The sequence below is a fragment of the Vibrio sp. genome (assembly GCF_047973365.1).
GTDB lineage: Bacteria > Pseudomonadota > Gammaproteobacteria > Enterobacterales > Vibrionaceae > Vibrio.
Window position 1 is genome coordinate 61,835 of the sequence record NZ_JBKEBW010000078.1, and the last position, 12,534, is coordinate 74,368.

Here is a 12,534-nt window from a genome sequence, read left to right on the forward strand (position 1 = left end):
GCGCAGCGGAATGTTTTTTGTCCATTAGCAGGGCGTTAGTTGCCCAGTCGACATAATTACTCCGTTGGGAATTTTTGTTTTTGGTGTAGCACACGCATAACTCGAATGATATCACCTTCAACCCAGTAGGAAACAATCATCGAAATCTCAGGAATAATGAGCAATCGCCCTCTAATTCCGTCACGTTGGCCTCCCATATGAGGTTGCTCTAAAAGGTTCTCAACTTTTGCTTCAATAATATCGTCGGTTTTGTTGGCAGCTTCGGGGTTGAAGTCGTAGAGAAACTCAAAGATCTTTTCGCGATCGTTGAGAGACTCTTCTTCCCACAAAATCATAATTTGCCTCGGTTACGGATTTTAGCTTTACGCTCCGCCATACGAGATTTAGCTGACTCATGGTCAACAAAAGTGGCTTTTCCTGAGTCAAACTTCTCAAAAGCTAAGTTAACTTGTTCAGTTAACCATGCGTCGTGAGATAAAGTCTTTCTCTGTTGGTCAGCTAGTTGCTCAGTCAGTTCACGACAAGCATCACTTAGTGTTCTGCCTTGGCTTTCAGCCATTTGTTGGGCTAGTCGCTTCGTTTCTTCATCAACACGAAATTGAATTCTAGTGTCCATGATGCACTCCATATCTTATGTGTGTACAAATGTTAGCACTGGGTTTAACGTTGGGCAACTAACAAGGCGTTTAAGAGGGATTCACAACGCTTGATATTTTTAGTTTGGTTCAGCTTTAATGAATGGGTTAGGTTTGGTGGTAGCGTTGCTCACCACTTAAGCAGGCGTTAGCCAACTTCTCCCAAATTTGAGTTTTCCAGTGATTTATTAAAAGGTGTATACTTTTGAGCATAATGTATGAGCGAGTTAATTAAATATGTTCACTGAATCTAAATGGGGAATGAAACCGAATATTCCTCTTGCAAAACAGCTAGCTAAAAGAGATGTCCCAGCGTTAGTTTACGATGCAGTTAACCTAGAAGGAGTGGCTATGACACTCCCTGAAGTTCAAACTATTTTGGATGGTATTACGGTGGGTGGGCATCGCATCAGTGATCAAAATATGGCTATGAATCAAGCTAAAACTTGGGAACGGATTTTTGAGTTAGTGGATTCCGGAGAATTCTCTTTTAATAAAGAAATTGCGTTGTTATTACACAATATCGCTGGTGAAGACGAGGCTTTAGAGTGGGGCAAATTTCGTTCTGGTTATGTATCAATAACTGGCTCTGACTATGAGCCACCAGCACCACACGAACTAGATGATAAATGGGATGAAGTTCAGTCTTTAGTTGAGTCTAGCGAAGACATCTATGATCAGGCGATTACGGCTTTTTTACAAATGGTTAGAGCTCAATTTTTCTGGGATGTTAATAAACGAACAGGTCGCTTCATGATGAATGGGATTCTACTTTCATGTGGTTTTCCCATAATTAATGTTCCAGCTAAACGACAACAAGAATTTAATACATTAATGCTAGAGTTTTACTCAAGTAATGACATGGATCCAATGAATAAGTTTTTACGCAGTTGTATCGATGAAAAAATAATTAGGAACTTTCAATTAGACTTAAAAATTGGCTAACAAACGCCTTAAGGCGAATCCGCAACGCTCTGCGGTTTTGGTTTGAATTGGCTTTTGTGTTTACGGTGTAATAATTGAGTATGGTTGTAGTGTTGCTCACCACTTAGCTTAGCGTTAGCCGTCATAGATCTTGCTATACGTAGAGTGATAGAATAGTATCACTTTAGTATTCGTTTGGAGCTGCTCTCATGAAAGTAGAATTAGTCACATCACTTAAGCGTCAAGCAACTAAGATCCTAGCTGATCTACACGATACTAAAGAACCAGTGTTAATTACCGAGCATGGAAAACCATCAGCATATTTGGTTGATGTTGATGATTATGAGTTTATGCAAAACCGTTTGTTAATTCTTGAGGGTATTGCACGAGGAGAACGTGCACTAGCTGATGGGAACGTGGTTAGTCATGATACAGCCAAGGACAAGATGTTAAAATGGCTGAAATAATCTGGACTGAGCCAGCGTTATCCGACCTCAATGATATAGCTGAATATATTGCACTTGAAAATATCGTTGCAGCAAAGCGATTGGTTCAAACGATTTTCGCTAGAGTTGAACGTCTAGAGAGTTTTCCGGAATCAGGACGTATTCCACCTGAGTTAGAACATTTAAGTTACCGTGAGGTTGTCGTTAATCCATGTCGTGTGTTCTATAAACAAAACGCAGATAAAGTATTTATTCTGTTTGTTATGCGTGTCGAAAGAGATTTGCGTAAGTTCCTATTAAGTATGCAATAACTTTTGAGAATGAGCGGCGAACAAACGCTTCAAGACGGATTCACAACGCTCGGCGGTTTTGGTTTGATTTGGCTTTTGTGTTTACGGTGGCTTATTTAGATTACGTGTAATGCGTTGCCAATCCCTTAGCTGAGTATGTGATTAGGAAACTAAAACGGCCCTTGGGGGTGTGGGCCGTTATAATTTGTAACTCAACTTAACGCTCTGGAATTTCTAGCAAGTGAACAGCACTTTCAACGGCGTTATTCATAGCTTGTTCCGTTTCCAGCATGCCTGAACTGGCTGGTCCAAGTGCTCGAGTATACAAGGCGAGCTGTTTATCAAAGGGCAAATCTAGCTGTTCGTAAAGATTTTGTCGAATTTTCGCATGTTGTTCGGGGGCTTGATTTGCAAGGCTTACAAGAGTTTCATAAATTAGGGCTTTCATGTGATGTCCATTTCATTATAGTTAACAGGGTGCATAAGATTGTACTCTTCAAGCGACAGTAATACTAACGTAACAATCACATAACAAAGCATTTGAGACGGAATACCAACGCTCGATGGATTTAGTTTAAATGAGTTTTAGTGGCAATGGTAATTGCACGATGTTCTGAGTATCTGAAAAAACCAGCGTCATTTCATTCCGCTGGTTTAAACAGATCGACTATTGCGCTTCTTTAACGCGAATTTTGCTTTTAGCAACACTTGCTAGATTGAGTGCGGCAATCGCCGATTTCGCTTCTGAAACGTCAGGCATTTCGACGAAAGCAAAACCTTTTGATAAGCCTGTTTCTTTATCTAAAACTAATGTGCATTCAGTCACTGCGCCGTATTCAGAAAACAGTTTACGAATGTCGTGTTCAGTTGTAGTGCGAGCAAGGTTGCGAACTAAGATTTTCATAGATGTCCGTTGGTATTGAAGTAATGTTGAGCATTGTCTCAATAAAGGCAGTGGCTACCAAGCGATAGTTTGATTTTAGTATCAAATAGTTCAACGAATGCCACCGTCAACCATCTTACATTGGTGAAAAAGTGGGTAAGAATGTCTTATTCCCTGATTGTCCATATCGAAAATAACCTGTTCAATGTCGTGTATCCGTGCGTCAAAAAGCAGTCCAACCACGCTGCCGCTGTGAGCCACATTTAACCCGTATAGGTCGTGTTTTTCGACGATGTTGAGTAGTTGTTCAAAGCATGGCTTAGGCAAAATGACCTGACTTTCAACGGCGCTTGCGGTTGCTGCTCTGCCAAGTTGACCCGGATTGTGCAATTTAATGGCATCTGCCAGATCAGTGTTCGCCGTATCTAATTTCAATGAAGAATTCATTAATGAATGGCGGTGATCCATTTTGTGGTAAGCCGCCGTGTCTAGTTGTATTGGGCTTTCCAAGACCAAGACATCAAGATTTGTCATCGAACCGTATTGTGCTGCCACAATCCCTTGGTTGTGATCAAATAAGGTTAAACTATTGAACATGGTGCTGTCGGTGGGTTCGAGTTGCGCGCACAGCGAAGCAAGGTGTTCTGCTATGTAGTCACACTGAAAGTAGCGATAGGTTGCAGCAACTGTGGCTGCGATATCGGCGGTGCTGCTTGCCATACCTTTAGCGATGGGAATCGTAGAGTGAAAATCGATCTTTAATTGCTGAGATTCTGTGCTTGGTATATTGAGCTGCTTTAGGGTCAACTCCAAAGCTTTGCGCATCATTGGTCTTTGATTACTAAGCGACGCCAAACCAGAGCTGACTTCAACGGTACTAAACCAATCAATAGGGCAAGATACTAACTTTTCACCGCCGGATATCCATCCTTGAATTAGCTCTCCGCACGAAGCAGGGCAGCTCGCTTCAGCCATGACTAAACACCTTTTTAAGGGCTGACACTAAGCGTTCGTTGTCTGCTCTTGATTTAATTGCCATACGGTAAAAACACTTATCCAAACCTATGTAGTTGGCACAACTACGAATCAAAATGCCGTGTTTCATTAACTGTGATTGTAGCGTCGACTGACTATCCAAATGTTTAAAAAAGATGTAGTTCGCTGAAGGTTTATAGAGTTTGATTTGTTCAAACTGTTGCAACTCACCTAATAGATATCCTTGCTCTTTGGCAAGCCAGTTGTAGGTTGCTTGGTGGTAGGTAATGAAATCAAATAGTACTTCTCCGGCTAATGCAGCAAGGGCATTAATTGTCCAAGGTTCTCTTTGCTCGCGGATCTGTTGTATAAGCTCTGCATCGGAAGAGAGCATATAGCCTAAGCGTAAACCAGGTAGAGCATAAAACTTGGTCAATGAACGCAAGATGTAAAGATTCGAGTGACAGGGCAAATATCTGCAAAGACTCTTCGTTTCGGGCATAAAGTCGAGAAATGACTCATCAACGAACAACTTGATGCCCATAACATCACAACGATTTAAGATTTCGATCAGCAAATCTGGGTCGGGTTGCAGGCCTGTCGGATTATTAGGCGTACACAAAAACAAGCAATCAAGATCGGGCGAAAGAGCGGAGAGAATACGTTTGGTGACACAAAATTCTTCCTCTTCACACAGCAAGTAGTTGGTGATTTTGCAACCCACTCGCGAGAGTGCGCGGCGATACTCGCCGAAACTTGGTTCAACGAGTAGGGCTTTTTTTGGCTTTACGTATTGCGCCCAAAGGAAGATTAACTCAGTGGCGCCATTACCTGCAATCACATGATTTTGTGAACACTGATGGTGACGAGCCAACTGACGATGCAGCAGGTGGTAATCAATATCAGGATATTGCTCTAAGCGTGATAGGTTTTCTACCAACAGATGCTTCAATCCTCCGGGCATACCCAGAGGATTGATGTTGGCACTGAAATCAATGACATCGCTCGGAGCGAGAGCAAATTGATTTGCCATTTGCAGGACATTACCACCGTGTTGTCCACTTATCGCCATATTGACTGCCTTTAAGCTAAATCGAGTTGAAGTTGTGCTAACTCGCTAATTTGACGGCATGTGGCTTTAAACGAAAGTGTTGCGTGTTTCTGAGCAACGCCGCCAATCACTATCAAGGCTGGCGAAGTAATACCTTGTTCTTTCACGCGCTGTGCTATATCTGTAATTGTTCCGGTAACCACTTGTTGGTTATCACGGCTAGCATAACGAACGACCGCAGCGGGAGTATCCGTCGCTTTACCACCGTTGACCAATTGCTGACAGATGTTTTCGATTTGACTCATACCCATCAAAATAACGAGAGTTCCATCTAGTTTAGAATACAAAGACCAATCGAGTGGATCTTTACCTTGCTTTAGATGTCCTGTTACTACGTGAAAGGAGGAGGCATGATCTCTATGGGTTACTGGTATGCCAGCGTAAGCTAAACCACCAATGGCAGAAGTAATCCCCGGAACGACTTCGAATTCTATTCCATGTTCGACCAAGGCATCGGCTTCTTCACCACCACGACCAAATACATAAGGGTCGCCACCTTTCAAACGCACGACATTGTAGCCTTGTTGAGCGAAATTCACTAAGGTTTCATTGATGTCATCTTGAGGAATTGGGTGAAAGTTCGGTAACTTACCCACATTGACCATTTGGCATGCGCTTGGTGCTTGTTGCAAAATTTCTTTGCTTACCAATCTATCATAAACAATAACGTCAGCTTCACGGATGCAATACAGTGCTTTTACTGTTAATAGTGTTGGATCACCCGGACCTGCACCCACTAGCCAAACTTTGCCTTTCATAGTGATACCCTCATGACGTCTTTAGCAATCATTAGTTCTTCATTAGTTTCAATTACCGCTAACGAAATTGAACTCTTTTGTGTGGAAAAAATCATTGATTTAGAACGGTTTTTATTCACATCGATACATATTCCTAATGATTCTAGCGAACAACAAATGCTTTCTCTGATATCGGTAGAGTTTTCCCCGATACCACCGGTAAATAAAATGGCGTCCACACGACCCAATTTCACCAGATATTGACCAATATAAGCTCGGACACGTTCAACAAAGATATCCAATGCAAGCTTTGCTTGTTGATTGGTTTTTGATGCTTGTTGTATATCGCGGCAGTCATGAGATAGTTCTGATACACCCAGAAAACCTGAGCGGCTATTCATCATCTCGTTCAACTCAGACAAGGTTAACGATTCTTTTTCAGCTAAGAACGGCAGAATAGAAGGATCGATGTCTCCACAACGTGTCCCCATCATTACTCCAGCAAGCGGTGTAAATCCCATCGAAGTATGAACCGATTCACCACCTTTAACTGCACAAATACTTGAACCATTGCCTAAGTGACAGGTGATGAGATTTAAATCAGCAATCGGTTTGCCAATCATTTCGGCATAATAGTTTGCAATGTACTTATGACTCGTACCGTGAAATCCATAACGGCGAATGCCATACTTGCGGTAATACTCATACGGAATAGGGTAGATGTAATCAGGTTTTGCCATGGTCTGATGAAAAGATGTGTCAAACACAGCAACAGCTTTAGCATCGGGTAACGCCTGTTTAAACGCGTGTATGCCGGTTAAATTGACCGGGTTATGTAAGGGGGCTAAATCACTTAGTCGAGTGATTTTTTCAATCGTGTCATCGTTGATGATGGCGCTGTCGGGGAAATATTCTCCTCCGTGTGCAACACGATGACCAACTCCTTGTATCTCTTTTAAATCAGCAACAATTCGGTACTCAATCAAACTGGTAAGCAGCATGTCCACCGCTTGCTGGTGGTTGGCAATGCTGATGGTCTTACTCACTTTTTGCCCATTGAATTTCATGGTAAAAATCGCATCGGCTAAACCAATACGTTCAACCAAACCTTGGCATAGAGAAACTTCATCAGGCATTGAAAACAACTGAAATTTAAGAGAAGAGCTGCCAGCGTTAATGGCGATAATCTTCTGAGAGGTTTGTGTAACATGCATCGTAATTAATTCCTTTCTGTAACAAGAGCTAAAGCTTGCTGATCCTTAGCTTCATTAAGATACTCCACCAAATCGTCAATACCATCGCCATTGAAGGCGGAAGTCACAAAAATTGGGTCTGCGCCTGCATTGGCTAGATGAGCGATGGCTTCACCAATACTGGCATCAGGGTCATCCGCTTTAGTGACAATGCCGATCACGGGCTTGGTGAACGCACTGGAAAATAACGGCGAGAACATTTGTTGCATGGCTGTTGCGCTGTGAACCAATCCGATGATATCGGCATCGTATGATGTGGTGATCAGAGCACTGTTGAGACAGCGGTTTTCTAAGTATTCCCCTGGGGTATCGATGGATAAATCTTCACACTCAAGCGACTGAGTTTTTTGATAATGTAATGGTAAGCCGCGCAATTTTTGCAGTAGCGTGGTTTTGCCGCTTAATGTTTGCCCTACCAACATCAGACGTTTCATTGCTTAGGTCCTAGTAATATCGCATGGCGTAAACTTAAGTTGATTGCTGAGAACATGAATCACCTGTTTAAGTGCATATTCCACCGAAGATACGTCGCCAGTGATCACTACTGCTCCGGTAAATCGGTCGATAAAACCTATTTCGACATTGCCGGATTTGGTCGTCACATCGCTAGCGATGATTGCTCCTTCGCTAGGCGTTATCGTCATAATACCAATGGCATTCGCGGTTTCATTCAAACCCAATTTTTTGTAAACCGTTTTATTTGGATTGGCGATAAGATGTGCCAATGTCACCTGTTTACCTGGCACATATTCCTGAATGACACGCTCTTTTTTTTCTAAGCTATCGAACATAGAAACCTCGTTACATTAACTGGTGCCATAAATCAGGGTGTGGTTTTGCAATCACAGAGCCGTGAACCAGTAAGCCTTTATCGCTTGCTCTGTTACTGCCGACAGTGACGGCGGTTTGCACATCTGAAACATCACCATTGACAACGAAATAGCACTTACCGCCAATACCAAACGCCATATGAATTCTTAGCAGTTCAATGTTGGAGGCTTTAATAGCCGCATCAGCAGCTTCTATACAAGTTGCTACACTGTAGGTTTCCACTACGCCAATTGACTGCTTATGGTCGGCCACTGTCACTCCGCTTAAAGCGGGCAGAATAGAGGCATGAACGTTGGGCAATACAAAGCTATCAATCGCCATGTGTTCACCTTGTCGTTCTCCGTTTTCTACCGACTGTTTAACGGCTGCGATTTCTCCGCCAACCATAACGATGTATTTACCCGGACAGATGGTTTTCGCTGTCAAAAGTTCTACACTGGCACTTTTTAGCATCGTATCGGTAACTTCGATTCCTTTGGCGATACTGTTGAGCTCTACTAATCCAATTGCATGATGCATACATTACCCCCGACGCATTGTGATAAATTTGGTGCCAATTTCTGTAATTGTCCCTGTGATACTTGCATGTTGAGCAACACTTAACGCATCAGGTGCAGCTTTGGCGATGCAATCTCCGGCTTCAACATGATCACCAACACTGACAATAGCAACTGAAGGGGCACCGATATGCTGTTGCAGTGGTATGGAAACAAACTCGGGTTGCCATTGAGGCTCAACCATTGGTGCTTCATGGTAATAGGGCAGCAAATTGAGACGCTTAACCAAACGTCCAATAGGGACCAAACGATGTTCAGCCATCGGATCTTGTGGCTCTAATTCACCTTCGTATTTTGCTTTTTGAGCGCGTAATTCACCTTTTAAGATCTGGTTAATACGCATAGGTGAAATCTCAACAGGACATGCATAGCTTTCGCAAACACTGCATTCCGAGCAGGTTAACGCCGATAGCAAGGTTGAAGGTTTAGCAAACTGTTTGTAACTCATCGACTTAACCAGTTCGTGAGGTGACAATTCATGACCGATGATGTGTCTTGGACATAAATCGGTACAGAGGCGGCATTGCTCGCAAACGGTTTTTGCCATCGCGATGATTTGTTGATCGGTTTTCAGACGACGCTGAATCAGCAGATGTTCTCTTGGAAATACCAAAATACCACCGGTGGTTTTGCTCACAGGCGCATTGATATCAGAGATGTATTTGCCCATCATTGGGCCGCCATTGATGAATTCTGGATTGTCGACAGTGCAACCTCCAGCAAGCTCAATCAACTCACTCATTTTTGTACCAATAGGGACAGTAAGCGTCATTGGTTTGTTCACTGCACCATTGATGGTGAGCGTTCTATGAGTGACGGGCTTCTGCTCATCAATCGCTTTGGCTAGGTTAATCAGGGTTTGAACATTGTTTACCACTACGCCAATGCTGATAGGAATTTGTGCCGGAGGCACGCGTCGACCTGTCGCTAGCCAAATGGTAATGACTTCATCTCCCGCAGGGTATACATCTGGCAGAATGTGGATGCGGATGTTGTTGGTTAGCAGAGGGGTAAGTGTGGCAATCGCTTTTTTGTATTTAGCTTTGAGAGCAATGATGCCTTCTTTCGCACCAGTTGCTTTCATTCCATAACGAATGCCTTGAATCAGCTCACGCGCGTGGCTCACCATGAGCTGTTGGTCGACTTTCAACATGGGTTCACATTCAGCGGCATTGACCAGAAATATCTCAGCTTTAGATTGCAGCTTCACATAAGTTGGGAAACCTGCACCGCCTGCTCCGACGATGCCAGATTCACGCGCAATATTTGCAATTTTTTCTGCGGACAGTGACTTTATTTCACGTAGCGGTGCTTCTGTGGTGTTGGTTACCGTCATGCTATTAGTTACCGTCATAGGATTGCCTCTATGATTTGTTTCACCTGCAGCGAATTCGCTTTATATGGAGTGGTTGCCATGGTGGAATCGTGTAATGTAGATTCCACTAACATATCCATCTGGGCGAGAACGTCTCTGCGGGTAATTTTTAATGCGTGTAGTGACGTGGCTATCTTCACTTCTTTTTGTAGTCTGACAATGTGGTGGATCAGTTGATTGACACCAGCTTCGGCGGATGCATCTGGATGACAGAAGCGGCACGCTTTGGCGATGCGTGCGTAACGTTTACGTGCGCGGATATCATTTTTGGCATTAAAGCGAATCACGTGTGGCAGTAAAATTGCGTTTGCCAACTCGTGGGCAACGTGGAATTTGCCACCTAGCTGATGAGCAATTGCATGGTTTATTCCTAAACCTGATTGGCTAAATGCCATGCCCGCCATACACGATGCGTTGTGCATTTTTTCTCGAGTTTTTTCACAACTACCTTTGGCACAAGCGGTAGGTAGATACTCAAACACCAACGAAATGGTTTTCTCCGCTAAGGCATCGCTAAAGTCATTGGCTGTGGTAGCAACATAAGCTTCGATGGCGTGGGTAAGCACATCCATCCCGGTATTGGCAGTGATATGGGCAGGTACAGTGACAACAAATGAAGGGTCCAATATCGCTTCATTGGGGTAGATGGTGGCATCAAATATTGGGTATTTAATGCCTTTGTTTTCATCGGTGATCACGGTTGCATTTGTCACTTCCGAACCCGTACCGCTGGTGGTTGGAATCGCAACACAACGTTCGAGTTTGATATCGAATTTGGTGGCAAAGAAGACCATTGCTTTCGCTGCATCAATGGCTGAGCCGCCGCCAAAACCGATCACTACATCGGGTCTGAATGCGATGAGATCTTTCATCCCTGCAACAATAGTTGCCACATTGGGATCAGGCTGAATATCGGTATAAACCCGGACTTCATTGCCTTTGAGTTCAGCTTTGACACGCTCGATTGGCGTGCCTTTAGCTAAGAATTCATCACAGACAATCCAAACGCGCTTGTTTTGATATTTGTTCAAGCGTTTCAGGCTGTTTTCACCACTAAATATGGCGGTTGATATAGAAAAACGTTTCATGGTACTCGCCACCAAAATTAACGGATTGAAAAGCCGTTAGTTAACGTGCAACGTCTTAGACGACAGAAGGTTCTGGCTGACGTTGTTCCTTCACCCGTTGGCGTTGCAATGGTAAAGGTGTTAAACCCCTCGGCACCGAAACCGATACCTGCATAAGAAGGTCCGTTTTTGACAAATATCGACGTTTGCATCAGTTGCGCGACTTTGTTTAAACGTGAGACGTTCTGTGAATGCATAATAGCAGTGTGGTGCAGGCCGTTTTCGACTTTAAGTGATATTGCTAACGCTTGTTCAAAATCTTTTGCTCGCACTATTGGTAACACAGGCATGAGCTGTTCATGAATGACAAGTGGATCATCCTTCGCGGTTTCAACGATGAGTAGTTTTGGTTCTTTTAACGGCACAGGCAGACCAGCCGCTTCAAGAATGGCAGTGGTGCTTTTACCGATCAGTTTTTTATTGATTCCACCGTCAATAATGCAGGCTGCTTTAAGCGCTTTCACATCTTCTGAACTGCGAATGAGTAAGGCTCCGTAATCGACCATTTGCGTGATGAGTTCATCAGCAACTTGGTTAACTACCACAACCGCTTTTTCAGCAATACATGGGATGTTGTTATCAAGGGATGCACCTGAAACGATGTCCTGCGCGGCTTTAGTGATCTCGGCAGTTTCGTCAACTAAGCATGGAGGATTTCCCGCTCCGGCGCCAATGGTTTTTTTACCACTTTTTAGACCCATAGTCACAATCGCAGGTCCACCGGTGATCGCTAATACGGCAATGCCTGGGTGCTGCATCATTAGCTGAGTGTTTTCAAAACTTGGTGTAGCAACCGTCACGACTAAGTTATGAACACCGCAGGTTTTATAAATTAGGTTCTCAATACGTTTGATTAGCCAGATTGAAAGATTCTTCGCACCCGGATGAGGGCTGAAGTAAATCGCATTACCCGCCGCAAGCATACTGATACAGTTATTGATGATAGTTTCCGTTGGGTTGGTGCTTGGTGTGATTGAACCAATCACGCCAAAAGGTGAATATTCAAACAACACCATACCGTCATCACCGGTCAATGCCGTGGTTTTGAGATCTTCAATGCCCGGTGTTCTTTCCAGAGCCAGTTTATTTTTTAAGATCTTATGACCGACATTACCCATACCGGTCTCTTTGACGGCTTCTTCTGCAAGATAAGGAATATCAGCATCTAGCTCCGCACGCAGAGTCGCGATGATTGCGCTACGACATTTCAATGGCAGTTCATGATAACGATGATAGGCATCGTTGGCTGCCTTAATAGCGCTGTCGACATCGTCAAAGATAGCGATGCTTTTCGGCGCGTCACTGTTTGATACTTTCCCTGTTTCACTGGCAAGCTTTTCAGTCAGGATGGTACGAATGATTCCTTCGAGTTCTGTGCTATTCATAATGA

17 protein-coding genes are annotated in these 12,534 nt (G+C 43.6%); 3 read left to right on the forward strand and 14 right to left on the reverse strand.

Annotation, left to right across the window (positions count from 1 at the left end; all coding sequences use genetic code 11):
* Nucleotides 1-56: 56 nt before the first annotated feature.
* Complete coding sequence (locus ACK5MF_RS10305; RefSeq protein ID WP_416921895.1) at nucleotides 57-335, reverse strand: type II toxin-antitoxin system RelE/ParE family toxin; 279 nt, start codon at nucleotides 333-335, stop codon at nucleotides 57-59.
* Nucleotides 332-616, reverse strand: a complete 285-nt coding sequence (locus ACK5MF_RS10310) for a type II toxin-antitoxin system RelB/DinJ family antitoxin (protein WP_005497249.1) — start codon at nucleotides 614-616, stop codon at nucleotides 332-334. The genes ACK5MF_RS10305 and ACK5MF_RS10310 overlap by 4 nt, the downstream gene beginning before the upstream one ends.
* A gap of 256 nt (nucleotides 617-872) precedes the next feature.
* Here ACK5MF_RS10310 and ACK5MF_RS10315 point away from each other — a divergent pair, with 256 nt between their 5' ends.
* The 3 genes from ACK5MF_RS10315 to ACK5MF_RS10325 all read left to right on the forward strand — a co-directional run bounded on the left by ACK5MF_RS10315 (nucleotide 873) and on the right by ACK5MF_RS10325 (nucleotide 2,316).
* Entirely contained in the window at nucleotides 873-1,580 is a 708-nt protein-coding gene (locus ACK5MF_RS10315; protein ID WP_416921898.1) for a Fic family protein, read from the forward strand.
* Between the two features lie 188 nt (nucleotides 1,581-1,768).
* A complete protein-coding gene (locus ACK5MF_RS10320) occupies nucleotides 1,769-2,026 on the forward strand; it encodes a type II toxin-antitoxin system Phd/YefM family antitoxin (RefSeq protein WP_416921899.1) in 258 nt (85 codons plus the stop codon).
* On the forward strand, nucleotides 2,014-2,316 hold the full coding sequence (locus tag ACK5MF_RS10325) for a type II toxin-antitoxin system RelE/ParE family toxin (protein ID WP_416921901.1): 303 nt from the start codon (nucleotides 2,014-2,016) through the stop codon (nucleotides 2,314-2,316). The genes ACK5MF_RS10320 and ACK5MF_RS10325 overlap by 13 nt, the downstream gene beginning before the upstream one ends.
* A gap of 196 nt (nucleotides 2,317-2,512) precedes the next feature.
* Here ACK5MF_RS10325 and ACK5MF_RS10330 read toward each other — a convergent pair whose 3' ends face one another.
* The 12 genes from ACK5MF_RS10330 to ACK5MF_RS10385 all read right to left on the reverse strand — a co-directional run bounded on the left by ACK5MF_RS10330 (nucleotide 2,513) and on the right by ACK5MF_RS10385 (nucleotide 12,529).
* Entirely contained in the window at nucleotides 2,513-2,743 is a 231-nt protein-coding gene (locus ACK5MF_RS10330) for a PAS factor family protein (protein WP_416921903.1), read from the reverse strand.
* A gap of 219 nt (nucleotides 2,744-2,962) precedes the next feature.
* Nucleotides 2,963-3,199, reverse strand: coding sequence for an RNA recognition motif domain-containing protein (locus tag ACK5MF_RS10335; protein WP_416921905.1), 237 nt, complete (start codon nucleotides 3,197-3,199; stop codon nucleotides 2,963-2,965).
* A gap of 90 nt (nucleotides 3,200-3,289) precedes the next feature.
* Nucleotides 3,290-4,153, reverse strand: a complete 864-nt coding sequence (locus ACK5MF_RS10340; RefSeq protein WP_416921907.1) for a GHMP kinase — start codon at nucleotides 4,151-4,153, stop codon at nucleotides 3,290-3,292.
* A complete protein-coding gene (cobD, locus tag ACK5MF_RS10345; protein ID WP_416921909.1) occupies nucleotides 4,146-5,225 on the reverse strand; it encodes a threonine-phosphate decarboxylase CobD in 1,080 nt (359 codons plus the stop codon). The genes ACK5MF_RS10340 and cobD overlap by 8 nt, the downstream gene beginning before the upstream one ends.
* Before the next feature lie 11 nt (nucleotides 5,226-5,236).
* Entirely contained in the window at nucleotides 5,237-6,022 is a 786-nt protein-coding gene (gene cobA, locus ACK5MF_RS10350; RefSeq protein WP_416921911.1) for a uroporphyrinogen-III C-methyltransferase, read from the reverse strand.
* Nucleotides 6,019-7,215: an acetate kinase gene (locus tag ACK5MF_RS10355; RefSeq protein ID WP_416921913.1), complete on the reverse strand. Its 1,197-nt coding sequence runs from the start codon at nucleotides 7,213-7,215 to the stop codon at nucleotides 6,019-6,021. The genes cobA and ACK5MF_RS10355 overlap by 4 nt, the downstream gene beginning before the upstream one ends.
* Nucleotides 7,216-7,220: 5 nt before the next feature.
* Nucleotides 7,221-7,688: a EutP/PduV family microcompartment system protein gene (locus ACK5MF_RS10360; RefSeq protein ID WP_416921915.1), complete on the reverse strand. Its 468-nt coding sequence runs from the start codon at nucleotides 7,686-7,688 to the stop codon at nucleotides 7,221-7,223.
* A gap of 3 nt (nucleotides 7,689-7,691) precedes the next feature.
* Nucleotides 7,692-8,045, reverse strand: coding sequence for an ethanolamine utilization microcompartment protein EutS (gene eutS / locus ACK5MF_RS10365; RefSeq protein WP_416921917.1), 354 nt, complete (start codon nucleotides 8,043-8,045; stop codon nucleotides 7,692-7,694).
* A gap of 10 nt (nucleotides 8,046-8,055) precedes the next feature.
* A complete protein-coding gene (locus tag ACK5MF_RS10370; protein WP_416921919.1) occupies nucleotides 8,056-8,604 on the reverse strand; it encodes a BMC domain-containing protein in 549 nt (182 codons plus the stop codon).
* A gap of 3 nt (nucleotides 8,605-8,607) precedes the next feature.
* Nucleotides 8,608-9,996 (reverse strand): 4Fe-4S dicluster domain-containing protein, encoded by a 1,389-nt coding sequence (locus ACK5MF_RS10375; protein ID WP_416921921.1) that lies wholly within the window; start codon nucleotides 9,994-9,996, stop codon nucleotides 8,608-8,610.
* Entirely contained in the window at nucleotides 9,993-11,105 is a 1,113-nt protein-coding gene (locus ACK5MF_RS10380) for a 1-propanol dehydrogenase PduQ (RefSeq protein ID WP_416921923.1), read from the reverse strand. The genes ACK5MF_RS10375 and ACK5MF_RS10380 overlap by 4 nt, the downstream gene beginning before the upstream one ends.
* A 17-nt stretch (nucleotides 11,106-11,122) precedes the next feature.
* Nucleotides 11,123-12,529, reverse strand: coding sequence for an aldehyde dehydrogenase family protein (locus ACK5MF_RS10385; protein WP_416921925.1), 1,407 nt, complete (start codon nucleotides 12,527-12,529; stop codon nucleotides 11,123-11,125).
* Nucleotides 12,530-12,534: the final 5 nt, after the last annotated feature.

What these genes read in the sequence shown, in the direction of transcription:
- ACK5MF_RS10330 (WP_416921903.1), bottom strand. Translation starts at nt 2,743, where the DNA reads ATGAAAGCCCTAATTTATGAAACTCTTGTAAGCCTTGCAAATCAAGCC.
- ACK5MF_RS10315 (WP_416921898.1), top strand. Translation starts at nt 873, where the DNA reads ATGTTCACTGAATCTAAATGGGGAATGAAACCGAATATTCCTCTTGCA.
- eutS (WP_416921917.1), bottom strand. Translation starts at nt 8,045, where the DNA reads ATGTTCGATAGCTTAGAAAAAAAAGAGCGTGTCATTCAGGAATATGTG.
- ACK5MF_RS10310 (WP_005497249.1), bottom strand. Translation starts at nt 616, where the DNA reads ATGGACACTAGAATTCAATTTCGTGTTGATGAAGAAACGAAGCGACTA.
- ACK5MF_RS10340 (WP_416921907.1), bottom strand. Translation starts at nt 4,153, where the DNA reads ATGGCTGAAGCGAGCTGCCCTGCTTCGTGCGGAGAGCTAATTCAAGGA.
- ACK5MF_RS10385 (WP_416921925.1), bottom strand. Translation starts at nt 12,529, where the DNA reads ATGAATAGCACAGAACTCGAAGGAATCATTCGTACCATCCTGACTGAA.
- ACK5MF_RS10370 (WP_416921919.1), bottom strand. Translation starts at nt 8,604, where the DNA reads ATGCATCATGCAATTGGATTAGTAGAGCTCAACAGTATCGCCAAAGGA.
- cobD (WP_416921909.1), bottom strand. Translation starts at nt 5,225, where the DNA reads ATGGCGATAAGTGGACAACACGGTGGTAATGTCCTGCAAATGGCAAAT.
- ACK5MF_RS10355 (WP_416921913.1), bottom strand. Translation starts at nt 7,215, where the DNA reads ATGCATGTTACACAAACCTCTCAGAAGATTATCGCCATTAACGCTGGC.
- ACK5MF_RS10305 (WP_416921895.1), bottom strand. Translation starts at nt 335, where the DNA reads ATGATTTTGTGGGAAGAAGAGTCTCTCAACGATCGCGAAAAGATCTTT.
- ACK5MF_RS10335 (WP_416921905.1), bottom strand. Translation starts at nt 3,199, where the DNA reads ATGAAAATCTTAGTTCGCAACCTTGCTCGCACTACAACTGAACACGAC.
- ACK5MF_RS10375 (WP_416921921.1), bottom strand. Translation starts at nt 9,996, where the DNA reads ATGACGGTAACTAATAGCATGACGGTAACCAACACCACAGAAGCACCG.
- ACK5MF_RS10325 (WP_416921901.1), top strand. Translation starts at nt 2,014, where the DNA reads ATGGCTGAAATAATCTGGACTGAGCCAGCGTTATCCGACCTCAATGAT.
- ACK5MF_RS10360 (WP_416921915.1), bottom strand. Translation starts at nt 7,688, where the DNA reads ATGAAACGTCTGATGTTGGTAGGGCAAACATTAAGCGGCAAAACCACG.
- ACK5MF_RS10320 (WP_416921899.1), top strand. Translation starts at nt 1,769, where the DNA reads ATGAAAGTAGAATTAGTCACATCACTTAAGCGTCAAGCAACTAAGATC.
- cobA (WP_416921911.1), bottom strand. Translation starts at nt 6,022, where the DNA reads ATGAAAGGCAAAGTTTGGCTAGTGGGTGCAGGTCCGGGTGATCCAACA.
- ACK5MF_RS10380 (WP_416921923.1), bottom strand. Translation starts at nt 11,105, where the DNA reads ATGAAACGTTTTTCTATATCAACCGCCATATTTAGTGGTGAAAACAGC.